Raw genomic sequence first — 24,146 nt, 5'->3', positions numbered from 1 at the left:
AACCCATCGACTCGCTGCCCCAATTTAGTGATTTCAGCAAGTCGGCATTACACCTAAAGGAAATCCCTCATGAACCGCACTCTCATCGCCTCCGCCCTGATCGCCGCTTCGGCTTTCGCTGCTGCTCCCAGCTTCGCTGAAGGCCTGGCCGAGTACAACCAGACCGCCGCTACCGTGTCGCAACGCACCCGCGCCGAAGTGAACGCCGAAGCCCTGGTGGCTGCCCAGCACGCCGCTGACGTGGACAGCAAGTCCAAGGTGCTGCCCCAAGTCAAGTCGGCCCTGACCCGCGTTGAAGTGCGTCAGGCCGCCGCCCAGGCCAACCGCGCCGGCATGCTGCCGCACGGCGAACTGAGCTACTGAGCCCTCAAAAGCCCTTGCCCTGCCGGGTGAGGGCAGGCCAGAAAAAAACCGCTGAGGCCTTTGGCCCAGCGGTTTTTTGTTGTGTGCGCTGCAGAGCCGACAGCAGCCCGGGCCGAGCCCGGTGGAGATCTCAGCGGGCAGCCAGTCGTGTTGCCTGATCCGGCAACTGCTGCGCCCTCTCGCGCGAAGCACCTGACTGTTGCTGAAACTGTTCCCGGGTGTAGGGCCGCTCTGCCCCCGACAGCTTGAGCGCGATGCGCACCTCCCACTCATGCGTGGGCAGGTGGGGCGCCGCACGCCCGGCCAGCAACAGCAATGCCAGAGGCAACAGCCCGGCCAGCCGGGGAAAGGGTTTGACGCGCCCCAGCGCCAGCAGGGTGCAGACACAGACGACAGAGCCCAGCAACCAGGCCAAAACCACTTCGCTGACGCTGTGTGCACCCAACACCACACGCGAGAAGGCCACCAACGCGGCCACCCCCAGGCCCAGCGCAGCCGTCAGCCAGCGCCACTGCCGATGCTGAGGGGCCAGCAACAGGCTGCACAGAATGGGAAACACCGACGTGGCCAACAGGGTATGACCGCTGAAACCTGTGAAGTCCCAGGCGGCAATGCCGATGCCCCAGCCAATGAACAAGGTCTTGCTGATCAGCGTCAGGGCCACGGCCCCCCCCAGGGTCACCAGCCACACCCCCGCGGCCAGTCGCTCACGAGCCAGCCATACCCCCAGCCAGGTCAACAGCCAAACCGGCAGCATCAGGCCAGCAGACCCCAGCGAGGTGATGCTTTCCCAGGTTTGCGGGGTGACAGGCAGCCAATCGATCATGGAAGGCCCAGCTTTCTCATGGTTAATACCTAGCGAAGTGTAGCGATGAAACCCTTCAACAAGGTTTCACCCTGCAACCAAGGCCAGGTAGGCACGCCTGGTCTCGGGAGACACTGCCGCCAGCACCTGGGCGTGCGAGGTCTGATGACGCCGCAGCAAGCGGGCAGAGGCCACGGCTTTCGACTTGCAGAACCAGTGGCAGCTGTGCTGCATGAGGAACAGCTCGGCTGACAGCCGATAGGCCCGATCACGCTCCGACAATCCGCTCTGGGCCAGTGCCGCCTGGGCCAAGCCACGGGCATGGATCTTGAACAGCTCGCGCAGGTCGAAGGTGAAGGCCGGGAACAGACGGTCCACCCAGGGCAAGGCGACGGGGAACCGGCTCACCCGGGTGATTGAAGCGTCGAGTCGGGCAAATTCCTGGGCAAAGCGGCTGAACTGGTCGCTCAGGCTGATCTCGGCGCTGGCCAGCAACTGCCAGATCTGGTCACGCCGTGCCAAATCCTTTTCCCCCAGCGCACGCAGGTAACCCTCGGTCACCGTTTCCATCAGCTTTTCGATCTGGTACTGGCCCAGGACGCTGCCCAGCAAGCCGATGCGGCGGCGCTGCTCGTGGGTCTTGACGATGTGAAAAGCGAAGCCCGCGAACAGGGCCAAAAAAAAGAAGTCCATCGGGGGCGGCAGTAGGCGTTGATGAGATTGAGCAGCCGCTGAGTGTAGCCAGCCCAGCCCCCATCCACCGCCACGCCCCCAGATCCGCCAGGCGTCAACCCAAGGATTCGATGCGCAGCCAGGCCGCCGCCCCCGGCACACCCGCTGGCGCCATGGCCCCTCGCAGCGCCACAACGTCGCCCTCCAGGGCCGGCCCCGTCAACACCACCACCGCCGGCGCCTGCCCCGCCTCGCCGGGCACCCGCTCCAGCCGACGCACCGGGATGCGGTGGGTTTCCAGCGCGGCCGCCAGGCGGGCCATCAACGGGCTCAGGCCGGCCTCGTCAGTGGCGCTCCAGCGCAGGTAGTGGGCGCCCCGCAGCGTCGCCATGGGCAGCACCGGCAAAGAGCGCAGGGCCGCAGGCTGGAAGGCCAGGTGCGGCACCCGGTGCTCATGCCGGCCGCCATGCAGGCGCGCCAGGTCGATCAGATCGGCGATCACAGCCGAGGCCGTGGGCTCGGAGCCCGCCCCGGCCCCGTAGTACATCGTGACGCCCGAGGCATCGCCCTTGACCAGGATGCCGTTCATGCTGCCGTTCACCTGGGCCAGCAACTGATCGGCCGGCAACAGGGCCGGGTGCACGCGCAGCTCAAGCCCCTCGGGCCGGCGCCGTGTGATGCCCAGCAGCTTGACGCGGTAGCCCAGGCGTTCGGCCAGTCGCACGTCCTGCGCCTGCAGGTGGCGGATGCCCTCCACATGCACCCGGTCGAACTGCACCGGCGTGCCGAAGGCCATGGCCGACAGCAGCGTGAGCTTGTGCGCGGCGTCCACACCGTCCACGTCAAACGCCGGATCGGCCTCGGCATAGCCCAGGCGCTGGGCCTCGGCCAGAGCGGCTTCGAAGCCCAGCCCCCGCTCGCGCATGGCGCTGAGGATGAAATTGCTGGTGCCATTGATGATGCCGGCCACCCACTCGATGCGGTTGGCGCCCAGGCCTTCGCGCAAGGCCTTGATGATGGGGATGCTGACCGCCACCGCGCCCTCGAAGGCCACGCTGGTGCCGGCGGCCGAGGCGGCGGCAAAGATCTCGCTGCCGTGCTGGGCCAGCAAGGCCTTGTTGGCGGTGACCACCGGCTTGCCCAAGGCCAAGGCCTGCAGCAACCACTGGCGGGGCAGCTCGGTGCCGCCCACGGCCTCGACCACCACATCCACATCGGGGTCGTTGATCAGGGCCTGGGCATCGCTCACCAGTCGCACCGCGGGGCCCAACAGGCTGGCGGCGCGCTGCAGGTTGCGCGCCGTGGCCACCGTGACGCGGATCGGTCGGCCGGCCCGCAGCGCGATTTCATGGCGGTTGCGCTGCAGCACCTGCAGGGTGCCCGCGCCCACTGTGCCCAGGCCAATCAGGCCCACGCGCAGGGCCGGCAGCGAGGCGGCCGCCAGGGCGCCCTCGGGAAAATGGGATTCGGGATCGTGGTACATGTGTTTCTCCGGACCAGAAATGAAAAAACCCAGCTGCCGGGCTGGGTTGGTTCGGAGACTCACACCAGGGGCAGCCGGTACGGCCACCCCAACGCTGCTAGGGGGCCGCGGTGGTAATGGTGATCATCATCATGCCCATGCACGATGCCCCGGTCCGTGCCATCACGGACACGCCTGCGGGCACCGCGATGGCGGGGCAAAAGGCGTTGAGGAAGCGTTCAAAGGTCATGTGGCACAGTGTAGCGTGAAAAATCAGCGCCCTGCCCGCGCTCGTTCGCAGCTGCGCTGCAGCCAGGCCGGGTCGAAGCACTGATCCACCTGATCGGCCAGGCGCTCGAACACCTGCTCCAGCGTGGGCGCATCGGCGCCGAACAGCGCCCGCAGCACGGCGGCGTCCTCGAACAGGCCATGCAGGTACAGGCCCAGCACGCGCCCATTGGCGCTCTGCCAGGCCAGGCCCGGGATCAGCTCGCGCGCCACATCACCCGCCGCGGCCATGGCCGGGTGCTGGGCGGTCTGGCCGTGGTGGATCTCATAGCCCTGCAGGGCCACCTGCGACAAGGCCGCCCAGGGCGCGGCCACCTCGGCAAAGCGCGCCTGGGTGTGGCGCACGGTCTTCTCGACCTCGAAGGTGGTCACCAGGGGCAGCAGGCCCAGGCCGGGGGCGTTGCCATCGATGCCCTGGGTGTCGATCAAGGCTTCGCCCAGCATCTGCAGGCCACCGCACACGCCCAGCACCCGGCCGCCACGCTCGGCATGGCGGGCCACGGCCTGGTCCAGGCCTTGCGCGCGCAGCCAGGCCAGATCGGCCGCCGTGGCCTTGCTGCCGGGCAGGATCACCCAGTCGGCGCCGTCCAGATCGGCCGGGCTGCGGGCCCAGTTCAGGCGCACGCCGGGCACGTTCTTGAGCGGCTGGAATTCATCGAGGTTGCTGATGCGCGGGTAGGCCACCACCGCGATGCGGGTGTGCACCGCGCCGCTGACACCTGCGCTGCGGTCGTCGAACACGCCGTCTTCCTCGGGCAGGCCGTGCTGCCAGTTCATGGGCACCACGGCCACGGTGGGCACGCCAGTGAGCTGCTCCAGCATCTCGGGCCCGGGCGCCAGCAGGCTGGCATCGCCCCGAAATTTGTTCAGCACAAAGCCCTGGATGTAGGGGCGCTCGTCTTCGGGCAGCAGGGCCCAGGTGCCGTAGAGGTGGGCAAAGGCACCGCCTCGGTCGATGTCGGTCACCAGCAGGCATTCGGCCTGGGCATGGCGTGCCACACGCAGGTTGACGATGTCGCTGGCGTGCAGGTTGATCTCGGCCGGCGAGCCGGCGCCTTCGATCACCACCACATCGTGGTCGGCGCGCAGCGCGTCCAGGGTGCGGGCGATGGCGGGCCACACCTTCTCGCTGCGGCCGCGCCAGGGCATCTCGGTCAAGGCCGTGTCGACCTGGCCCAGCAACACCACCTGGCTGCGCGTGTCGGCCTCGGGCTTGAGCAGCAAGGGGTTCATGCGCACCTCGGGCTCGGCCCCGGCAGCGAGCGACTGAAAGTACTGGGCACTGCCGATCTCGCCGGGCTGCCCCCCCGGGCCGGCCACCACGCGGGCGTTGTTGCTCATGTTCTGCGCCTTGAAAGGCGCCACCTTGAAGCCCTGGCGCGCGTACCAGCGGCACAGGGCGGTGGTGAGCCAGCTCTTGCCGGCGCCGCTGGTGGTGCCCAGCACCATCACGCAATGCGCCGGGCCGAGGGTGGTTTTCTGAAGAGTCATGTCGGTTCCGGTTTCAAGACAGGGCCTGGGCCAGCGCCTGCTGGGCGGCTGGCGGCAGCACACCCATGCGCCACCAGCCCGGCAGGCCGAAGGAGGTCGCGTCACGCAGCTTGATGCCCTGCTCACGCAGGCCCGGCAGACGGGCCGCGTGCGCGGGCGTGGGCTGCACGCAAAAGAAGTTGGCCTGGCTGGGCTGTACCAGCCAGCCCAGATGGTGACACAGCGCCTGCTGCCGGGCCTTCCAGGCGCGCAATCGTGGCAAGGATTCGGCCAGCCAATCGTGCACGGCCGGCTCGCACCAGGCCTGCAGCAGGGCCACCCCATGGGCCCCCAGCGGCCACGAGGGGCACAGGGCCTGCAAGGTACCCACCGCCGGCTCGGCCCCCACCGGGGCCAGCGCGTAGGCCCCGCGCACGCCCGTCAGGCCCAAGGCCTTGTTGGGGCTGTACAGCTGCCAGGTGTGAGCCAGGCAGTCGGCCGAGAGGCCGCTGGCACCGCTCAGGCGCAGGGGCTCGTAGGCGCGATCGAGCACGGCCAGGGCGGCGCCCTGGAACACCGCATCGCCGGGCAGGTCATCCCCCAGCGGGCTGGCAGGCTCACAGGCCCAGGCCAGGAAGGGAGGCGCGGAAGCAGGCCAAGCGGGCTCCGCCGCGTCGTCGTGGGTCGTCAACGCCAGGCCCCAGGCCTGGGCCGCCTGGGCGTAGTCGCCATAGGCATGGCGGGGCAGGCGCGCGTGGCGCAGCCCTTCGCGCCAGGCCCAGGCCGTGAAACGGAAGATGAACTCGCTGGCGCTGCCGGCCAGCACCACCCGCTCTGGCGCCACCCCGTGGCGCGCGGCCAGGCGCTCGCGCAGCGCGTGGTAGCCCGCATCGGGGTAATGGGTGGCGTCGGCCGATTGCACCTGTTGCCAGGCGGCCGGACACGGGCCGCAGGCGTTGCTGTTGGTGGAGAAATCATGCAGCGGCACGCCTAGGGCATCGGGGCCGCCGTGCACGCGCGGCAGCAAGCTCATGCGCCCCCGCCCACAGACCAGGGCCAGGCCGCAGCCAGAGCCAGCGCGCCGCCACTGAGCGCAGTCGCCCAGCCCACAGCGCTGCCGGCCCAGGCCAGGGCGCGCTGGGTGTGCACCGGGCCAGGGCTGGGGGCCTGCGGGTTCAGCACATAGGCCCCGGGCTTGCCCAGGCGCACACCCAGGCGCAAGGCCATGGCCGCCATGGGCCAGCCGCTGTTGGGCGAAGGGGTCTTGCCCGCCTCGGTGCGCAAGCTGCGCCAGCGCAGGCGCGCGGGCAGCGCCAGCAACAGCGCCGTGAGCCGCGCCGGCACCCAGGACAGCACGTCGTCCGCCCGCGCGGCCCACTTGCCGGCCCAGGCCCAGTAGTGGCACCGGCCAGGGCCGCCGCGCCAGCCGGGGTAGCCCCACATGGCATCGGCGGTGTTGGCAAAGCGGTACAGCGCCGCCCCGGGCAGCCCGGCCACGGCAAACCAGAACAGCGGGGCCACCACCGAATCGTTGAGGTTCTCGGCCAGCGACTCGATGGCGCTTTCGCGCACCTGGTGCGGCCCCAGCTGGCTGACATCGCGGCTCACCAGCCAGGCCAGGCGGGCGCGACCGGCGGGCAGCGAGTCGGCCAGGGCATCCTCCACCGCCTGCACCTCGTCCCCCAGCAGGCGCCAGGCCAGCAGCGGCTTGAGGGCCAGGCCCAGCACCAAGGCCGCCAGCCAGACCGGCTGCTGAGCGGCCCAGGCCTGCAGCCCGACGGCCAGCCCGGCACAAAGGGCCGCACCGCCACACCACAGCAGGGCCCCACCCAGCAAGCGCGGCAGATCACGCCGGCCTTCCGGGTCGGTGCCCTCGCCTTCACGGGGGGCCAGGCGATGCCCGGTCCAGGCCAGATAGCGCCCCATCCAGACGACAGGGTGCACGGCCGAGGGCGGCTCGCCCCACAGGCGGTCCACCGCCAGGGCCAACGGCACGGCGGCGGCCAGGGCCAGGCCCACCCAGGGCTCAGTCAGACTCAAGGCCCGGCCCCTCGGCGAACAAGGCGCTGGGCTGGCCCCATTGCTCGTCAAACACCAGATCGCCCAGGGCCGCACGGCGCGCCCAGCGCTCCTGCTGCAGCATGGGCTGCTCGTAAAAGGCACTGACCGGGCCCAGGCACAGCAGCGCGATCACCTCGGCCCCCTCGGGCAGGCCCAGCACGCGGGCCACCGCCAGCGGATCGAAGATCGAGACCCAGCCCAGGCCCAGCCCTTCGGCACGGGCCGCCAACCACAGGTTCTGGATGGCACAGCTGGCCGAGGCCAGGTCCATCTGCGGCAGGGTGCGGCGCCCGAAGATGTGGCGCTCGCGCCCATCGCCCAGCGCCACCGCCAGCAGCTCGGCGCAGTCGAGCACGCCCTGCACCTTGAGGCGCATGAACTCTTCCTGCCGCACACCCAGGGCCTGGGCGGTCTGCACGCGCTCGGCCTCGACCAGCGCATGCAGCCGCGCCCGGGTGTCGGGCCGGCTGATGCGGATGAAGCGCCAGGGCTGCATGAAGCCGACGCTGGGCGCGTGGTGGGCCGCCTCCAGCAGGCGGCGAAGCAACTCAGGCGCCACCTGCCCGCCGCTGAAGTGCCGCATGTCGCGCCGCTGGTGGATGGCGCGGTACACCGCCTCGCGCTCGGCGGGGGCAAAGGCCTGGGCCGCAGGGGAGGTGTCGGCACCCGAGATGGGCGAGGTGTCGGTGCCTGACACGGGCGAGGTCTCGCAGGCCACGCTCAGTCCTCGATGCCGCGCTGGGCCGGGATGCCGGCCTGGAAGGCGTGCTTGATCAGCTTCATCTCGGTCACGGTGTCGGCCATCGTCACGATCTCTTCGGGGCAGCGGCGCCCGGTGAGCACCACGTGCACATGGCGTGGGCGCTCGCGCAGGGTGGTCAGCACCTCGCCCAGGGGCAGCCAGCCATAGATCAGGGGGTAGGTGATCTCATCGAGCACCACCAGAAAATGCTCGCCGGCCAGGATCAGGTCCCGGGCGCGGGCCCAGCCATCGCGGGCCAACTGGGCGGAGTGGTCCAGGTCCTTGCTCTTCCAGCTGAAGCCGTCGCCCAGGCCTTCGACCGGGATGCCCAGTTGCTCGAACATGCGGTGCTCGCCAAAGCGGGCGCTGGGCACCTTCATGAACTGGTAGATCTTGACGGCCTTGCCGCGGCCATGCGCGCGCAGCGCCAAGCCAAAAGCAGCCGTGCTCTTGCCCTTGCCGTCGCCGGTGTTGACGATGATCAGGCCGCGGCGCTCGCCCTCGGCTTTGTCATAGGGCTTCTCGGTGGGTGGGGTTTCGATCTGCATGGCGTGGCTTTCAGGAAGGCTCGGGGTGGGGTTCGGTTTCGGCACGGGCCACGGGCAAGGGCACCCATTGCCCCTGCACCGGGTGGATGCGCAGGCGCTGGTCGAACACCTGCTCCAGCGCACGGTGCGTGGCCGGCGCGGCGGTGGGGCCGTGGTGGCAGATGCGGCCTTGCGCCATCACCACCAACTCATCGGCCTGCAAGGCCATGCCCAGTTCGTGCAGCACGCTGACCACGGTGTGCCCCTGCGCCACCAACTGGCGCACGGTGTCCAGCCAGTCGGCCTGGTGCGGCGGGTCGAGGTTGGCCAGGGGTTCGTCCATCAGCAGCACCGGGGCCTGCACGGCCAGGGCGCGGGCCAGCAGCACGCGCTGGCGCTCACCGCCCGAGAGCTGGCCCAGGCTGCGCTCGCGCCATGCCCAGGCCTGGGTGCTGCGCAGCGCCTGTTCGACGGCGGCGTGGTCGGCGGCACCGGGCGCGGCCAGCCAGCCTCGGTGCGGCAGGCGGCCCAGCATCACCACGTCCAGCACCCGCAAATCATGGGCGGCCTGCTCGCCCTGCCCCAGCCAGGCCACGGTGCGGCCGCGTTCACGGGCGGGCCACTGGCGCAGCGGGCGTTGCAGCAGGGTGATCTCGCCCCCGCAGGGCAACAGGCCCGCCAAGGCGCGCAGCAGGGTCGACTTGCCGGCCCCGTTGGGGCCCACGATGCTGGTCCACGCCCCCTGGCGCAGCCCCAGGTCGATGTCGTGCAGCACCGGGCGCTCGCCCAGGCGGGCGCTCAGGCCCCGGGCCTGCAGGGCCAGTGGCACGGTGCTCATGCGCCGCCCCCCAGGCTGCCCCGGCGGTGCATGAGCCACAGCAGGTAGCTGCCGCCCAGCACGGCCGTCAAGGCGCCCACGGGCAGCTCCTGCGGTGCCGTGAGGCCGCGCGCCAGCACATCGGCCAGCATCAACAGGCAGCCCCCGGTCAGGCTGGCCAGCAACAGCTGCCAGGCGTGGCCCGTCTTGACCAGGCCGCGCACCAGGTGCGGTGCGGCCAGGCCGACAAAGGCGATCAGGCCGGTCTGCGCCACCGCCGTGCCGGTGGCCAGCGCCAGCACGGCCACCAGCACACTGCGCAACACCCCCAGCGGCAGGCCCAGGCTGAGGGCCGTGGCCTCGCCCAGCGACAGGCCATCCAGCCCGCGGGCCGCGCCCAAGGCCACCAGCGCGCACAGACACCACACCGCCCCCATCAGCGAGGCCGAGGTCCAGCCCACAAAGCCGGTGTTGCCCAGCATGAAGGCCTGCATGGGCTGCATGATTTCGGGCACACGCAGCAGCAGCAACGAGGTGATGGCGCCCAGCACCACCCCCACGATGACGCCGGCCAGCAGCAGGCGCAGGGTCTGTTGCACGCCGCGCGCCAGCGCCAGGGTGAGCAGCACGGCGCCCACGGCCCCGACAAAGGCGGCCCCGGTCAGGCCCAGTCGCATCAGCCAGTCGGACGACAGCAGCAGGTTCAAAGGCCGCTGCCCCAGCCACACCAGGGCAAAGGCCACGCCCAGCGAGGCGCCCGAGGCGCTGCCAAGCAAATAGGGGTCGGCCAGCGGGTTGCGGAACAGGCCCTGGGCCACGGCACCGGCCAGGCCCAGCAAGGCCCCGGCGGCCAAGGCGCCCAGCGAGCGCGGCAGGCGGATGTCGAGCACGATCTGCCCCGCCAGCGGGTCGTCGAACAAGCGGGTCACCAGTTGGAAGCCGGTGCTGCCCACGCCCAGGCTGAGTGCCAGCAGGCCAGCCACCAGCAGCACCAGAACGAACAGCACGGCGGCCGGCCGCCAGGCGCGGGGGCTCATGGGGCGCGCTCCTGCAGGCAGCGCGCCATCAGGCGTGCGGCCTCGCCCATGCGCGGGCCGGGGCGCACCATCACGTCGGATTCGGCGGCGCTGAAACGGCAGACGCGGTCTTCGCGCACGGCGCGGATGCGCTCCCAGCCCGGGCGCTGCGCCAGGCCCTCGAAGTTGCGGTCGCCGATCATGATCAGATCGGGGTTGGCGCGCACCACGTACTCGGGGTTGAGCTTGGGAAACGGGCCCAGCGAGGCGGGCACCACATTGCGCGCCCCGAGGCGGCTCAGGGTCTCACCGATGAAGGACGATTCGCTGGCCGCATAGGGCGCGCGATTCACCTCGTAATACACCCGGGCGTTGCGCACCCGGGCCGGCAGCGACTGGGCCGCCGCCGACACCTCGGCATCGATCTGGCGCCAGATGCGGGCCGCGCCCTGGGCCTCGGGCACCTGCAGCACCACGCCGATCTTGCCCAGCACGCGTTGCACATCGGCGTAACTGCGCGGCTCCAGGGCCACCACCTTGAGGCCCAGCTGCTCCAGCCGAGGCGTGGCACGCGCCGACTTGGCCAGCAGCACCACATCGGGCCGCAGCGCCACGATGCCTTCGATGTTGGCATCGTCCAGCCCGCCGAGATGCGGCAGGGCCTGAACGGACGTGGGCCAGGTGGAGTAGCGGTCCACCCCCACCAGGCGGGCGCAGCCGCCCATGGCGCAGATCGACTCCGTCAACGAGGGCAGCAGGCTGATGATGCGCTGCGGCGGCTGGGCCAGCTGCACGCTGACGCCCCGGTCGTCCTGCAGCTCGATGGCGGCCGGGGCCGCCCACAGGCTGGCACTGGCCACCAGAGCCAAGCACGGCAGCATGCGGCAGGCCAAGGATCGAAAGGGAGCGAAGAGATTCAAGCGAGGGCCTTCAGGGTTTCAAGGTCAGCGGCAAGCCGGCGGCCATCAAGGTGACGCGGTCGCAGGCCTGGGCCAGGCGTTGGTTGAGCTGCCCCAGCGCATCGACAAAGGCGCGCACCTCGCGCCCCATCGGGATGACGCCCAGGCCGATCTCGTTGCTGACCAGCAGAACCGGGCCCGAGGCCCGGGTCAGGGCTTCGGCCGCCTCGCTGATGCGCCGCGCCAGCCCATCGACGCCCACCGCAGCGGCCGGGTCGATGGGCATGAGGAGATTGGTCAGCCACAGGGTCAGGCAATCGACCACCACCAGGGTGTCGTGCCGGCTCAAGCGGCGCAATTCGGCGGGCCAGTCCAGCGGTGATTCGACGGTCTGCAGGCCCGGCACACGCTGGGCCCGGTCGCGCTGGTGACGCTCGATGCGCGCGGCCATCTCGGGGTCCCAGGGCTGGGCGGTGGCGATCAGCACGGCCTGGCGCTGCGGCTGGGCCAGCCACTGGGCGGCCTGCTGCTCGGCACGCGCCGACTTGCCACTTTTCTGGCCGCCCAGGATCAGCTCTCGGTAGGCATGGTTCATGACTGGGCCCCCGGCAGAAACAAGGCCGCCACCGCCTCGGGGGCAGAGGCAAACCAGGCATGGAAGTAACTGGCCCGCACCGGGCCCAGGCCATACACGGCCTCGCCTTCGCTGCCATGCGGCGACACGCCGGGGCGCACGCTGCGGCCCACGGGCTGCAGCGCGGTCTCGCAGCGCGAATGGTGAAAGGTGTGCCCGCGCAAGCTGGCGCCGCCCGGGGTGGGGGTCCATTGCTGCGGGCCCAGGGCCACCAGCCGCTTTTGCATCAGCACCTGGCCGGGCAGCAGGCCGAAGCCGGCGTGCGGCTCGCCCTCGCGGGTGACCAGGCGGTCGAACAAGGCCATCATGCCGCCGCACTCGGCCCACACGGGGCGGCCGGCGGCCACATGGGCGTGCAGGCTTTGGCGCATCGCGTGGTTGCCTGCCAGGGCCGGGCCGTGCAGCTCGGGGTAGCCGCCGGGCAACCACAAGGCATCGCAATCGGGCAAGGCGGCGTCGGCCAGCGGCGAGAAGAAGACCACCTCGGCCCCCAGGGCACGCAGGCAATCCAGGTTGGCCGGGTAGATGAAGCAGAACGCAGCGTCGCGGGCCACGGCCACGCGGCGGCCTGCCAACAAGGGCGGCACCGGCAGCGGGGCGGCGGGCAGGTCGGCCGGGGGCTGCCAGGCCGGCCAGTCAGCCAGCGCACGCTGGCCGATGGGGGTGGCGGCCAGGGCATCGGCCGCCGCGTCCAGCCGGGCCAGGGCGTCGGGCAGTTCTGCCGCCTGCACCAGGCCCAGGTGCCGCTCAGGCAGAGCCCAGTCGGCACTGCGTGGCAGCGCGCCCAACCAGGTGGCAGGCTCGCGCAGGCCGTCGCGCAGCATGTGGGCATGGCGCTCGCTGCCCACGCGGTTGGCCAGCACGCCCAGCCAGGGCAGGCCCGGCTGGTAATGCTGCAGGCCGTAGGCCAGCGCGCCGAAGGTGCCGGCCATGGCCGAGCCGTCGATCACCGCGAGCACCGGCAGGCCAAAACGGCGCGCCAGATCGCCAGCGCTGGGCTGGCCGTCGAACAGGCCCATCACGCCTTCGACGATCACCAGATCGCTGTCGGCGGCGGCCTGTTGCAGGCGGGCCGCACAGTCGGCCTCGCCATTCATCCACAGGTCAAGCGAATGCACGGGGCCGCCGCTGGCCAGGGCCAGCCAGCAGGGGTCGAGAAAATCCGGCCCGCACTTGAAGGCACGCACCCGCCGCCCGGCCCGGCTGTGCAGCCGCGCCAGGGCCGAGGCGACCGTGGTCTTGCCCTGGCCGGACGCGGGCGCGGCCACCAGCACCACGGGGGCCAGCGCAGCCATGGGTGCGCTCATCAGCGCGGCGCCCAGATCAGGCCCAGGTACACGCTGCGGCCGGGGGTGGCGTAGGTGTTGGCCAATTGGTAGGACTTGTCGGCCAGGTTGTTCAGGCGGGCCAGCAGCTTCCAGTCGGGGGCGATGTCGGTGCTGGCGCGCAGGTTGAACAGGGTGTAGCCGCCCAGCGTCACGGTGTTGGCGGCATTGTCGAAGCGGCGGCCCGACCATTGCGCCTCGGCGGCCAGGTTCCACCGGGCCAGGCGGGTCTCGGCACTGAAGGTGCCGTGCTGGCGCGCACGGCGGGCCAGTTGCTTGCCGGTGACCAGGTCCTTGGGGTCTTGCACATCGAGCGAGCCGCGCAGCAGCACGGTGTCGACGCGCTGCTCACCCGTGAAAGTCAGGCCTTCGTAGCGCGCATGGCCGGTGTTGGCATAGCAGCCAAAGGGCGAGGAACAAGCGCCGGCGCCGCCGAAGTTGATCAGGTTGTCCACCGTGTTGCGGAAGGCCACCACGCTGTACAGGCTGCTGCCCTGCTGGTAGCGCAGGCCGGCCTCGAGGTTGCGGCTGGACTCGGGCTGCAGCGAGGCCAGACCGTACTCACTGAAGCGCTGGTACAGCGTGGGCGCACGGAAGGCCGTACCGGCCGACACCGTGGCGCGCCAGGCCGGGGTGATCGCATAGCCGTAGGCGGCACTGCCGGTGTTGTGGCTGCCGAATTCGCTGTCGCGGTCATGGCGCAGGTTGAGCTGCACGGTGTGGGCCTGCCAGCGCAGGCCGTAGCCCAGGGCCAGGGCGTCTTGCGAGCGGCTGCGGTCGATGGGGGCGTTCTGCAGTTGATCTTCCCGACGTTCGAGCGCCGCAGTCCAGCTGGCCGCGCCGCGCTTCCATTCGTTCTGGAACAGGTAGCCGCGCACGCGGGTGGTGGTCTGGTAGGGGTTGGGCTGGGTGGTGTAGTGGTCGGACGATTCGGTGACGCTGACGCGGGTGCTGTAGCCCTCGTTCCAGCGCGCAGACCAGTTCAGGCCGGCGGCATACAGACGGTGCATGTTGCGGTCGTCCTTGCTCAGGTTGGCGTCGTAACCCGAGTTCATGTTGCTGCCCAGCAAGGTGGCCTCCAGGCGCTGGTCGCGGTTGAGCTGGGCGCCGACACGGGCATAGCCCGAGTTGCTGCGGTAGCCGTCGCGGTCAGGGTTGGCCGAGGCGATGGGCCGGGCATTGAAACCCAGGCTGGTCTCGTTTTGCACGCCCAGGGCGTAGTCGACGGCCCCGTCGGCACCGCTGATGGCGGCCTCAAGATGGGTGCTGCGCAGGCTGCCGATGCCCATGCCGACATAGGGCTTGGGGGCGCCATCGCCCTTCTTGGTGAAGATCTGCACCACGCCGCCGATGGCGTCGGAGCCGTAGACCGCGCCCGCCGGGCCACGCAAGACCTCGATGCGGTCGATCAGGCCCAGGGGAATGGCCTCCCAGGCGGCGCCGCCGGTGGATTGGGAGTCGACCCGGATGCCATCGATGAACACGGCGGTGAAACGGGTCTCGGCCCCGCGCAGGAACACGCTGGTGGTGGTGCCCGGACCGCCATTGCGGGAAATTTCAATGCCGGGCACGCGGGCCAGCACATCGGCCAGGCCGGTGGCACCGCTGTTTTCGATGGTCTCGCGGTCGATCAGGGTGACGTCGGCCACCAGGTCGGCCAGAGGTTGCTCGGTGCGCGTGGCCGTGACCACGGTTTCCTTGAGCGGGTTCAAACCTGCCACCAAGATGGGCGCTTCGGCCGCTTGAGCAGCAGTTGCCTGCAGAACACACAGGCCGGCGGCCAGGGCAAGAGGGCTCAGGCCATGACGGGCGCGCGCACGGACAGACGATTGAACGGATGGGTTCTTCATGGGGCAGGAGGCAGATCAGCAAAATAGGTCCGAGCCGGCTTCCCCGCCGGCACTTGGACGTCACGAAAGCCAGGGCCTGAACGGGCAAGCCATGGCATTCACCTTGTTGGCCGGTATCCGGGCTGGCAGAGACAACCTCTCTCGCCTTCCCAGATGCGTGTTCAGAGCATCCAGTGGCTGGAGTGAGAGAGGCGGAGCCTGCAAGAGGCTCGTCTGCTTGACCGTTGCGGGGGCAGCGCAGGTTGAAGGCGGGGCGCGTGGCGCCTGCCCGTTCCTGCTTCCCGTTGAACTGCGGTGTGTGAACCACACCGCGAGCACCAACAGTCGGCATTTTAGAACCATTCACTGACGGTCGTCCTACAATAGCCGGCTGTATGGCACCCTCCGACCTGCACCCCATTGACCAGATCGCCGATCGCGTTGAGCGGCTTCTGGTGCGCCACGAAGAGTTGCAACGCACCAACGCCTTGCTCACCGAGCAGGTGGCCGCCCTGGGGCGCGAGCGTGACAGCCTGAAGTCGCGGCTGAATGCCGCGCGCTCCCGTGTCGAGGCCTTGCTGGAGCGCCTGCCACCGCTGCCCACCGAACCGTCCGAGGACAAGGCCGCATGAAGCAAGTCGAAGTCCAGATCATGCAGCAGAGCTATCTGCTGGCCTGCCCCGATGGCCGAGAGTCGCGCCTGCTGGATGCCGTGGAGCGACTGGACACCGCCATGTGCAAGATCCGCGATGCCGGCAAGGTGCGGGCCCGTGACCGCATTGCCGTGCTGGCCGCCCTGAACTTCGCCTTTGAGCTGGCCGATCGCGAAAACGCCGAACTGCAAGCCCAGGCCCAGGCCCGACAGGCCCCCACATCACAGCCTGCACCGCAGCCCGCAGCAGCCGACAACCTGACCGCAGGCGCGCTCAGCGAGCACGATACCCAGCGACTGAACCAGTTGATCCGCCAACTCGACAACGCCCTGGGCGGCGACGGCCACCTGATCTGAATCAGCCCAACGGGTGGCCTGTCAAGCAAAGCCCCCGCATCGATGAAGATCTAGGCCCTCTTGGCGCCAGCACCCCTTCGGCGGGCCTACAATGGCAACCGTCTGCAGTGCATGCCGGGCTTTATATTTCCTTGAACCAATGCTCTTTGAGCCCGGGCTTGGTACATCGGCTGGTGAGCGTGATCGTCTCGCGTCAGATGAACCCAACGCCAGTCTGCCCTTGCCCACCTGAACCCCCGGTTCAGGATGCCGGTCCGGTGGCACTTGCAGACACCTATCTCCTGAACAAGCCGGCCTAGCGCCGGCTTGTTTTTGTCTGCCGTCGCCTCCAGGTGCCATCGCCATGCTGCTTGAGCCCATCCTGATTCTTGAACTGGCCCTGCTGGGCATTTTCTCGGGCTTTCTGGCAGGCTTGCTGGGCATCGGCGGCGGCATGCTGATGGTGCCCTTCATCACGGCCATCCTGGGGCGCCAGGGCGTGTCGGCCGACCTGGCCGTGAAGATGGCGATTGCCACTTCGATGGCCACCATCATGTTCACCTCCATCTCCAGCGTGCGCGCGCACCACAAGCGCGGCGCCGTGCGCTGGGAGCTGGTGCGTGGGCTGGCACCCGGCATCGTGCTGGGGGGCGCACTGGCCAGCCTGGGCGTCTTTGCCTTGCTCAAGGGCAGTGCGCTGGCGATCTTCTTTGCGCTGTTCGTGGGCTTTTCGGCCACCCAGATGTTTCTGGACAAGAAGCCCGCCCCGGCGCGCCAGATGCCGGGCATGGCCGGGCAGTTGGCCGGTGGTGGCGTGATCGGCTTTCTGTCGGGTCTGGTGGGTGCGGGGGGCGGCTTTGTGAGCGTGCCCTTCATGACCTGGTGCAACGTGCCCATCCACAATGCCGTGGCCACCTCGGCCGCGCTGGGGTTTCCGATCGCAGTGGCCAATGTGGTGGGCTACGCGATCGCAGGCCAATCACTCACCCAGTTGCCGCCCGCCTCGTTCGGCTACATCTGGCTGCCCGCGCTGGGCGTGATCGCGGCCTGCAGTGTGCTGACCGCGCCCCTGGGCGCCAAGGCCGCCCATCAACTGCCGGTGAAAAAGCTCAAACGGGTGTTTGCCAGCCTGCTGTACCTGCTGGCTGCCTACATGGCCTGGAAGGGGCTGAGCAGCTGAGCACACACCAACACCGCGAGGCGCGCACGCCTCAGGCGTTCGTGGCACCCCCCTGGAGAAAACCCGAAAACTGCGCTGCAGTGACGCCAGGTGAAAACAGATAGCCCTGGTATTCGTCGCAGCCCAGTTGCTGCAGAGCCGCCCGCTGGGCTTCGGTTTCAACGCCCTCGGCGATCACGGACAACTTGAGGGCCCGGGCCAGCCCGATCATGGCCGCGACGATGGCCACATCGCTGTCGTCGCCAGGCAGGCCGCGCACAAAGGATTGATCGATCTTCAGCTTGCTGATGGGAAACTTCTTCAGGTAGGCCAGGCTGGAGTAGCCGGTGCCGAAGTCATCAATGGCCAGGTGCACCCCCAGGCCTGCGAGCGCCCGCAGCCGCTGCAAGACCTCGTCGGCATCCTGCACCAGAATGGATTCCGTGAGCTCCAGCTCCAGCAATGCCGGTGGCAGACCGAACTGGGCCAGCACCTGGGCCACACGCTCCACAAAATCGGGCTGCCTGAACTGCAGGGCCGATACGTTGATCGACACCTGAAGCGGCGTGCCGGCCCGCCACCAGGTGGTCGCCTGCCGGACAGCCTCGGCCAATACCCAGGCACCAATCTGCACAATCAGTCCGGACTCTTCTGCCAGCGGGATGAACTGTCCGGGCGACACGGCACCCCGCTCGGGATCGGACCATCGGATCAAGGCCTCGGCGCCGATGAGGCAGCCCGAAGCGAGATGAAGCTGGGGCTGATAGTGCAAGTGAAAGGCCTGCCGCTCAATGGCCTGGCGCAGCGCCGTCTCCAGCTTCATGCGGGAAAGCATGTCCACATTCATCTGTGGCCGGTAGAAGCGTATATGCCCCCGCCCCGCACCCTTGACCTCGTACATCGCGGTGTCAGCCTGCTTGATCAACTCGTCCAGGGTGTTGCCGTCACCAGGGTACATGGCCACCCCGATGCTGCAGCCGATGCTGAAATTCATGTCGTCCTGCAAAAACGGACGGGACAGCGCCTCCAGCACGCGCGAGGCGACGCGCTCCGCGCCCGCCACGTCCACGTCATGCAGGTACAGGACGAATTCATCCCCCCCGAGACGACACAGGGTGTCCACATCGCGCAGGCAGGAGCGGATGCGATCGGCCACCTGAATCAGCACCCGGTCGCCGAACTGATGTCCCAGCGAGTCGTTGATGTTCTTGAAACGATCAAGATCCAGGAAAAACACGGCAAAACTGGAGGCATGGCGCCGCGCCATGTTCAGCGCGAAATCCACTCTTTGAGACAGGAGCAAGCGATTGGGCAGCCCTGTGAGCGCATCGCTGTAAGCGAGTTGCTCGATGCGCCGCTGCGCTGCCTGTTGCTCGGTCAGGTCGCGGAAAAAACCGATACTCTGGCGCATGCCGGTCCGCTCGTCATGGAGCTGGACCCAGGACAACTGCACTGGGCAGCGGCTGCCATCGTCGCGGCACAGGCCGACCTCGCCCTCCCAGAACCCTTGCTGCTCACGTCGCTGCCGGATGCGATCCAGCAGCTCAGGGTCGGCAGGATCGGCAAACAAGGCACCCGCCGCACGTCCCACCCAGAGCGCCGCCCCGCCAGCCGTCTCTGCACCTGGGTCTGCCTGGGCCAGGCGCAAGAAGGCAGGATTGACCGCCATCAGGACATCCTCGGCAGTCGCAATGAAAACGGCATCCAGGCTGCATTCAAACACCTTGGCGGCACGCCTGAGCTCGGCCTGCGCAGCGACCTGATCCGTGATGTCCCGAAAAGAAAAAACGCGGCCCACCGCTCGCCCACGACTGATCTGCGTCACGCAGGAGCGTTCCAGAACGCGACCATCCTTCAACAACAAGGTGTCGCTGACCTGCAGGTCGGGGCTGGCCGCCAATTCGGCAAGCTGGCTCTGGTAAAGCACGGGGTCGAGCACGGAAGCCAGCAAATGAGCGTGAAGCGCATCATCGTCGCGACGGGTGTGCAGGGCTTCAGGGATTGCCCAGATCTGACTGAAGCGGCGGTTGAAGGCCCGGACCTCGCCACGCAGGCTGCACACCAGCATGCCATCGGCCGTCGAATCCAGCGTGGCACGCAACTCGGCCACCAACTGCTCGAACTCATGCGCCGCATGCTGCTCGCGGCTCCGGTCCAGCATCACCACCTGGTAGGCGAGCACCCCGTCGGGGAGTTTGGCAACCGTGACACGCCGCTCCACGGGCAGCACCGAACCGTCCGGTCGCCGCAGCAAGGTTTCCGACCACAGCCCGGGATCCTCATCGGGCCGGACCGTGGCCCAGAAAACCATGTCCTCAGGCGAGACCGCCAGATCGGTCACCGGGCGCCCCAGCACCGCCTCGGGTGCGACATGCCCCAGCAGCACACAGGCCGCCTGGTTGACCCAGCACAGGGTGAGCCCTGCGGCCTCCACCAACCAGACCGACTCCAGCAGACCATCCAGGTTGGGCCCGGCCTGGGCGTCGGTCACTGCTCGGCTCCAGCCGGAGAAGGCGCCTCCACGGCCCGTTCAAAAAAGTAGCAGATGCGCTGACGCGGCGACAGATAGTCAAGGGCCGCCTTGGGCAGTTGCGAGGCCTTGAGGCTGCGCTTGATGCCCAACTCGGGCACCTGCTCCAGGTCCAGAATCAGCGCCTCGGAGCGCGGCACCACCGGGTCGTGCACCAACACACGGGGCCGCAACGGGCGGGAGGAATTGACGGACACCACCAGGGCGAAGCGGTCGTTCACCAACTGGACCACCGAGCCGGGCGGATACACCCCCATCATGCGGATGAACGCCCCGAGCACGGAGGTGTCAAACCGAGCTTTCATCTGCGCGAAAATCACCGACAGCGCCTCGTGAGGCGTCAGTGCGATGGCCAGGCGCGCGGGGTTGCACAGGTTGTCATAGCGATTGACCAGGGCCACGATCTTGCCCAGGGTTTCCAGGCGATCCACCTTGTGCCGCATCGGAAAACCGCTGCCATCCGCCATCTCGTGGTGCTGGGAAATGCCCTTGATCACGCCAGGCGAAAGCCCCATGCGCTGCGCCAGCAGCACACCCTGCTCGACGTGTTCCTGGTACATGCGGTACTCGGCGGTGGTGAATTGGTCATCAAATGAGCGCACCCGGTCAGGCAACTCAAGCTTGCCGATGTCATGCAGCATGGCCACCAGACCCAGGTCCTTCAGGCTGGCTTCTTCAAGGCCAAGGGCCTTGCCCAGCAGCAGAGAGATCACCATCACATTGATGGGGTGGGTGGCGCTGCGGTCGCCCGACACCTCGGTCAGGAGACGGATCACCGACTCGCCATTGGCCAGCAACTCGGACACACAGGAGCCCACCAGTTCTTCGCTCTGGCGCCGGGCCTCCTGGGGGCTCAGCCGCAGTTGCTCTCCCACCCTCTTGTACTGGCGGGTAGCATCAAAGAAACGGCGTTCACAGACCTCCAGGCAGCGCTCTTGCGCCAAGCGTGCGGCAAGACGGGCCTGGCGGGCCCGGTCAGCGCCCGAGCCCTGGGGTGTGGCAGGCATCTGATCGGGCGCCGATGCCTCCAGCGCAGGCTCACCGGCCACGGCCGGCAATGCCTGAGGCGGGACCTCATCGACTTGCACGTCGCTGCGTGAGGGCACATAGCGGATCTGACTGAGCCCGAGCGAACGCAGGGTCTGGATCTGCTCGTCAGAGGAGATCTTGAAACTGCCCATCGGAAAGGGATGATCCATCCAGCCGAGCTCAAGCTGCACAAACATGCCTTTGCGCAGTCGCTGAATGTCGATGAGCTTGCTCTTACTGTCTTCCATGGATTCGAGAATAGCTGACCAGTGAGTCAGTGTTACGAAACCATTATGGCGGGATTTTGAGACAACATTTACCTTCAGCAAAGATCCCGATTCAAACCTGTTTCATATGAGACTCAGGGCACGGGCGACCAAGCTGTCACTGACACCATTCGGCCACGCGATGGGCGACGTCCAGCCACAAGGACCAACCCGCCAGAGCGCACAGGAACAGGCCTGCCAGCCGCGTGCCCCAATCCTGCCGCCAGCCGTTGACCCGCTGCTGCAGCGAGCGCCAGAGCCAGGGCCCAGCCAACAAGGACACACTGCCACCGAGGGCGAACAAGGCCATGACCAGGGCACCCTCTGCGGGCCCACCCGCCAACCCGGCCACCAGCAGGGCCGAATACAGCAAGCCACAAGGCATGAAGGCCCAGGCCACACCTGTTGCAAAAACGCCACTCCCACGCGCCGTCAAGGGTTGTACACGCAGCCAGACAGCGCGAGCCGCCCCCTGCACCCAGGCCGGCTGCTCAGCCCGGATGACGAGCCAAAGCCCCCAGGCAAGCACCGCGACGTGGAACAGGCTCCAGACAGGCCGCAGCACCGCCGTCTTGCCACTCAGCCAGGCCAATGCGCCCACTGCCACGGCCGCCAGGGCACCAGCTCCGGCATAGCCGATCAGTCGCCCGATCTGGAACAAGCCTTCACGCCAGGTAGGCAGACTGCTCGGCCGCAAGCCGGCCAACCCTCCGGCCTGCCCTGCCGGCACCCATTGAATCGGCCGAGCGGCGCCACCCGAGGAGCGCCCCAGGGCCGCGCACGCCGCACCACACATCGCCACGCAATGGGGGCCCCCTGCCAAGCCCATCAGCAAAGCCGTCCAAGCCAGAGAGCTCAACACCATCGGTCTCCTTGCAGACAAGCGTCAGCGCAGCCCTGCCGGACCTGCTGACGTCGAGGCTCAGATGATGCGTGAGAAACGGGCACGGTTGCGATCGGCCTGCAAATAGCGGTCAAAGACCATGGCGATGCCACGGATGAAGAACCAGCCATTCGGCGTGACCTCGATGCCCGAGTCGTCCATGGTGAGCAGGCCTTCCTTGGCCAGATCCTGCAACAGGTTCATTTCCGCCGAGAAATAGCTGCGACTGTCGATCAACCAGGCCAGGTCGATCGATTCGAAGACCAGACGGCCCTGACACATGAGCGCCATGATGACGGCACGTCGCACCAGGTCGTCCCGCGACAAGGCCAGGCCCCGCACCACAGGCAGGCGCCCCTGGTTGAGGTAGTCGTAATAATCTTCCAGGGTCTTGGCATTCTGGCTGTAGGTGGACCCGACACGCCCGATGGCCGAAACCCCCAGGCCGATCAGATCGCAATCAGGCTGAGTGCTGTAGCCCTGGAAGTTGCGATGCAAGCGGCCCTGGCGCTTGGCCACGGCCAGCGCGTCATTGGGCAAGGCGAAATGATCCATGCCGACATAGACATAGCCCGCCTCGATGAAGGCCGACAATGAACGCGACAGCATCGATACCTTGGCCGGGCCACCCGGCAACTCGGCCGGGACGATGCGACGCTGGGGCTTGAATCGCTCCGGCAGATGCGCGTAGGCGTACAAGGCAATGCGATCGGGTCGCAACTCGTTCACCTGGGCCAGAGTCCGGTCAAAGGACTCGGGGGTCTGCCGCGGCAGGCCATAGATCAGGTCGACGTTGATCGACTCAAAGCCGATGCGACGCGCCTCCGCCACCAGCTCGAACACCTGCTCGGCAGGTTGGATGCGGTGCACGGCCTTTTGAACGGCGGGATCAAAGTCCTGCACGCCAAAGCTGAGGCGGTTGAAACCCAGGCGGGCCAAGTGAGACAGACGATCCCGTGTGACCGTGCGTGGATCGACCTCGATGGAATACTCACCCCCAGGCGCCAGCGAAAAATTGCGCCGCAGCATGGCCATGAGCTCGCTCAAGCCGTCGTCGGTCAGAAAGGTCGGACTGCCGCCGCCCAGATGAAGCTGACTGACAGCCTGACCCGTGCCGATCTGCTGCACATGCAGATCCACTTCGCGCCCCAGGTAGCGAAGGTACTCGTCAGCTCGCTCGGGGTGCTTGGTGATGATCTTGTTGCAGGCGCAGTAGTAACAAAGCGACTCGCAAAAAGGAATGTGGATGTACAAAGAAAGGGGTAGGGCCAATGCCGCCGCCCCTCCACCACGGCGCTGATCCAGAGCTTGCCGGTAATCTGCCTCCGTGTAAGCCTCAACAAAGCGGTCGGCCGTAGGATAGGAGGTGTACCTGGGCCCCGGCACATCAAACCGACGCAACAGCTCTGGCGAAACGACATTCATGTGGCATTTTTCCTTCTGGACACCATAATGTGCATCAGCCATGGAAAGAGGACTTGATGTGGATCAAGCGAGCAACGCGCACCCAAAGTCACAATTTGAGGCATATCAGGAGGAGCCATGTTTGACACACCTGTAACTACCGAGCTTGCAAAACCGTTAAGCTCAGGCGCTGACTCTTCAACTAGGCGAATGAACCCACAAACCATCAAAGTTGCCTGCTCCAACTGCAATCTGCGCGAGTTGTGCATGCCCATGGGCTTGAAGCCCGAAGAACTTGAACGCATTGATGAGGTGGTGGCGATCCGGCGCAAAGTGAAGCGCGGCACGACGCTGTTCCGCAATGGCGAGAAATTCACGTCGCTGTATGCGATCCGCACCGGTTTCTTCAAAACCTGTGTGGCCACCGAAGACGGCCGCGATCAAGTCACGGGCTTCCAGATGGCTGGCGAGATCATCGGCCTGGATGGCATTGTTCAAGACCACCATACCTGCGACGCCGTGGCTTTGGAAGACGCCGAAGTGTGCGTGATGCCGTTTGACCGCATCGAAGAGCTGTCGCGTGAAGTGACGGCACTGCAACACCACGTGCACAAGATCATGAGCCGCGAAATCGTGCGCGAGCACGGCGTGATGCTGCTGCTGGGCAGCATGCGTGCCGAAGAACGCCTGGCCGCCTTCCTGCTCAATCTGGTTCAGCGCCTGCACGCACGCGGGTTCTCCCAATCGGAGCTGGTGCTGCGCATGACGCGCGAGGAAATCGGCAGCTACCTGGGTCTGAAGCTTGAAACCGTGAGCCGCACGTTCTCCAAATTTGTGGACGAGAACATCGTCGAGGTCAAGCAGCGCCATGTGCGCATTCTGGATACCGACGCTCTCAAGCGCATCGTGAATTCACAAACCTGCCAATAACCCGCCAATAAGGCGAGGGGGCTTGCCCCCTTGGTTTGTCGAAAAAC

23 protein-coding genes, 1 other RNA gene and 1 riboswitch are annotated in these 24,146 nt (G+C 67.7%); of the genes, 6 read left to right on the top strand and 18 right to left on the bottom strand.

Annotated features, from left to right (window positions below; all coding sequences use genetic code 11):
• Positions 1-69: 69 nt before the first annotated feature.
• A complete protein-coding gene (locus F624_RS0104625; protein ID WP_019573096.1) occupies positions 70-363 on the top strand; it encodes a DUF4148 domain-containing protein in 294 nt (97 codons plus the stop codon).
• 130 nt (positions 364-493) lie between these two features.
• Here F624_RS0104625 and F624_RS0104620 read toward each other — a convergent pair whose 3' ends face one another.
• The 14 genes from F624_RS0104620 to F624_RS0104550 all read right to left on the bottom strand — a co-directional run bounded on the left by F624_RS0104620 (position 494) and on the right by F624_RS0104550 (position 14,931).
• Positions 494-1,189, bottom strand: coding sequence for a phosphatase PAP2 family protein (locus F624_RS0104620; protein ID WP_019573095.1), 696 nt, complete (start codon positions 1,187-1,189; stop codon positions 494-496).
• A 66-nt stretch (positions 1,190-1,255) separates the two neighbouring features.
• Complete coding sequence (locus tag F624_RS0104615) at positions 1,256-1,861, bottom strand: hypothetical protein (protein ID WP_019573094.1); 606 nt, start codon at positions 1,859-1,861, stop codon at positions 1,256-1,258.
• 94 nt (positions 1,862-1,955) lie between these two features.
• Positions 1,956-3,323, bottom strand: a complete 1,368-nt coding sequence (locus tag F624_RS0104610; protein ID WP_019573093.1) for a homoserine dehydrogenase — start codon at positions 3,321-3,323, stop codon at positions 1,956-1,958.
• Between the two features lie 252 nt (positions 3,324-3,575).
• On the bottom strand, positions 3,576-5,039 hold the full coding sequence (locus F624_RS0104600) for a cobyric acid synthase (RefSeq protein ID WP_019573091.1): 1,464 nt from the start codon (positions 5,037-5,039) through the stop codon (positions 3,576-3,578).
• A 55-nt stretch (positions 5,040-5,094) separates the two neighbouring features.
• Positions 5,095-6,093 (bottom strand): aminotransferase class I/II-fold pyridoxal phosphate-dependent enzyme, encoded by a 999-nt coding sequence (locus F624_RS0104595; protein ID WP_019573090.1) that lies wholly within the window; start codon positions 6,091-6,093, stop codon positions 5,095-5,097.
• Positions 6,090-7,100 carry an adenosylcobinamide-phosphate synthase CbiB gene (cbiB, locus tag F624_RS0104590; RefSeq protein ID WP_211224138.1) on the bottom strand — a complete coding sequence of 337 codons (1,011 nt, stop codon included), beginning with the start codon at positions 7,098-7,100 and terminating at the stop codon, positions 6,090-6,092. The genes F624_RS0104595 and cbiB overlap by 4 nt, the downstream gene beginning before the upstream one ends.
• The gene (gene bluB / locus F624_RS0104585; RefSeq protein WP_031254102.1) at positions 7,087-7,794 is read right to left on the bottom strand and encodes a 5,6-dimethylbenzimidazole synthase; all 708 of its coding nucleotides are present in this window, start codon (positions 7,792-7,794) and stop codon (positions 7,087-7,089) included. Before bluB ends, cbiB begins: the two co-directional genes overlap by 14 nt.
• Positions 7,795-7,841: 47 nt before the next feature.
• A complete protein-coding gene (gene cobO, locus F624_RS0104580) occupies positions 7,842-8,411 on the bottom strand; it encodes a cob(I)yrinic acid a,c-diamide adenosyltransferase (RefSeq protein WP_019573087.1) in 570 nt (189 codons plus the stop codon).
• Between the two features lie 10 nt (positions 8,412-8,421).
• Positions 8,422-9,228: an ABC transporter ATP-binding protein gene (locus tag F624_RS0104575; protein WP_019573086.1), complete on the bottom strand. Its 807-nt coding sequence runs from the start codon at positions 9,226-9,228 to the stop codon at positions 8,422-8,424.
• Entirely contained in the window at positions 9,225-10,244 is a 1,020-nt protein-coding gene (locus F624_RS0104570) for a FecCD family ABC transporter permease (RefSeq protein WP_019573085.1), read from the bottom strand. The genes F624_RS0104575 and F624_RS0104570 overlap by 4 nt, the downstream gene beginning before the upstream one ends.
• Positions 10,241-11,104 (bottom strand): ABC transporter substrate-binding protein, encoded by an 864-nt coding sequence (locus F624_RS0104565; protein ID WP_019573084.1) that lies wholly within the window; start codon positions 11,102-11,104, stop codon positions 10,241-10,243. The genes F624_RS0104570 and F624_RS0104565 overlap by 4 nt, the downstream gene beginning before the upstream one ends.
• Positions 11,105-11,153: 49 nt before the next feature.
• Entirely contained in the window at positions 11,154-11,717 is a 564-nt protein-coding gene (locus F624_RS0104560; RefSeq protein WP_019573083.1) for a bifunctional adenosylcobinamide kinase/adenosylcobinamide-phosphate guanylyltransferase, read from the bottom strand.
• On the bottom strand, positions 11,714-13,063 hold the full coding sequence (locus F624_RS0104555; RefSeq protein WP_019573082.1) for a cobyrinic acid a,c-diamide synthase CobB: 1,350 nt from the start codon (positions 13,061-13,063) through the stop codon (positions 11,714-11,716). Before F624_RS0104555 ends, F624_RS0104560 begins: the two co-directional genes overlap by 4 nt.
• Positions 13,063-14,931 (bottom strand): TonB-dependent receptor domain-containing protein, encoded by a 1,869-nt coding sequence (locus tag F624_RS0104550; protein ID WP_019573081.1) that lies wholly within the window; start codon positions 14,929-14,931, stop codon positions 13,063-13,065. The genes F624_RS0104555 and F624_RS0104550 overlap by 1 nt, the downstream gene beginning before the upstream one ends.
• A 91-nt stretch (positions 14,932-15,022) precedes the next feature.
• A riboswitch (cobalamin riboswitch) is annotated at positions 15,023-15,268 on the bottom strand.
• A 37-nt stretch (positions 15,269-15,305) separates the two neighbouring features.
• Between F624_RS0104550 and F624_RS0104545 the strand changes: the two genes are divergently transcribed.
• From F624_RS0104545 to F624_RS0104535, 4 genes are all read left to right on the top strand, one after another.
• Positions 15,306-15,542, top strand: coding sequence for a cell division protein ZapB (locus tag F624_RS0104545; RefSeq protein ID WP_019573080.1), 237 nt, complete (start codon positions 15,306-15,308; stop codon positions 15,540-15,542).
• Positions 15,539-15,919 carry a cell division protein ZapA gene (locus F624_RS0104540; RefSeq protein WP_019573079.1) on the top strand — a complete coding sequence of 127 codons (381 nt, stop codon included), beginning with the start codon at positions 15,539-15,541 and terminating at the stop codon, positions 15,917-15,919. Before F624_RS0104545 ends, F624_RS0104540 begins: the two co-directional genes overlap by 4 nt.
• A gap of 96 nt (positions 15,920-16,015) precedes the next feature.
• Positions 16,016-16,196: non-coding RNA, 6S RNA (gene ssrS / locus F624_RS36455), on the top strand.
• Positions 16,197-16,262: 66 nt separating this feature from the next.
• The gene (locus tag F624_RS0104535) at positions 16,263-17,078 is read left to right on the top strand and encodes a sulfite exporter TauE/SafE family protein (protein ID WP_019573078.1); all 816 of its coding nucleotides are present in this window, start codon (positions 16,263-16,265) and stop codon (positions 17,076-17,078) included.
• A 31-nt stretch (positions 17,079-17,109) separates the two neighbouring features.
• Here the strand turns inward: F624_RS0104535 and F624_RS0104530 are convergent, their stop codons facing one another.
• From F624_RS0104530 to hemN, 4 genes are all read right to left on the bottom strand, one after another.
• On the bottom strand, positions 17,110-19,548 hold the full coding sequence (locus tag F624_RS0104530) for a sensor domain-containing protein (protein ID WP_019573077.1): 2,439 nt from the start codon (positions 19,546-19,548) through the stop codon (positions 17,110-17,112).
• Positions 19,545-20,864, bottom strand: coding sequence for a cyclic di-GMP phosphodiesterase (locus F624_RS0104525; RefSeq protein ID WP_019573076.1), 1,320 nt, complete (start codon positions 20,862-20,864; stop codon positions 19,545-19,547). The genes F624_RS0104530 and F624_RS0104525 overlap by 4 nt, the downstream gene beginning before the upstream one ends.
• A 136-nt stretch (positions 20,865-21,000) precedes the next feature.
• Positions 21,001-21,747, bottom strand: a complete 747-nt coding sequence (locus tag F624_RS0104520; RefSeq protein ID WP_420536275.1) for a sulfite exporter TauE/SafE family protein — start codon at positions 21,745-21,747, stop codon at positions 21,001-21,003.
• 57 nt (positions 21,748-21,804) lie between these two features.
• A complete protein-coding gene (gene hemN / locus F624_RS0104515; RefSeq protein WP_031254091.1) occupies positions 21,805-23,190 on the bottom strand; it encodes an oxygen-independent coproporphyrinogen III oxidase in 1,386 nt (461 codons plus the stop codon).
• A 117-nt stretch (positions 23,191-23,307) separates the two neighbouring features.
• Here hemN and fnr point away from each other — a divergent pair, with 117 nt between their 5' ends.
• Positions 23,308-24,099 (top strand): fumarate/nitrate reduction transcriptional regulator Fnr, encoded by a 792-nt coding sequence (fnr, locus tag F624_RS0104510; protein ID WP_273425464.1) that lies wholly within the window; start codon positions 23,308-23,310, stop codon positions 24,097-24,099.
• Positions 24,100-24,146 lie beyond the last annotated feature (47 nt).

Origin of the sequence: Curvibacter lanceolatus ATCC 14669 (assembly GCF_000381265.1) — a bacterium.
GTDB lineage: Bacteria > Pseudomonadota > Gammaproteobacteria > Burkholderiales > Burkholderiaceae_C > Curvibacter > Curvibacter lanceolatus.
This window is presented reverse-complemented; position numbering and strand designations above follow the sequence as displayed.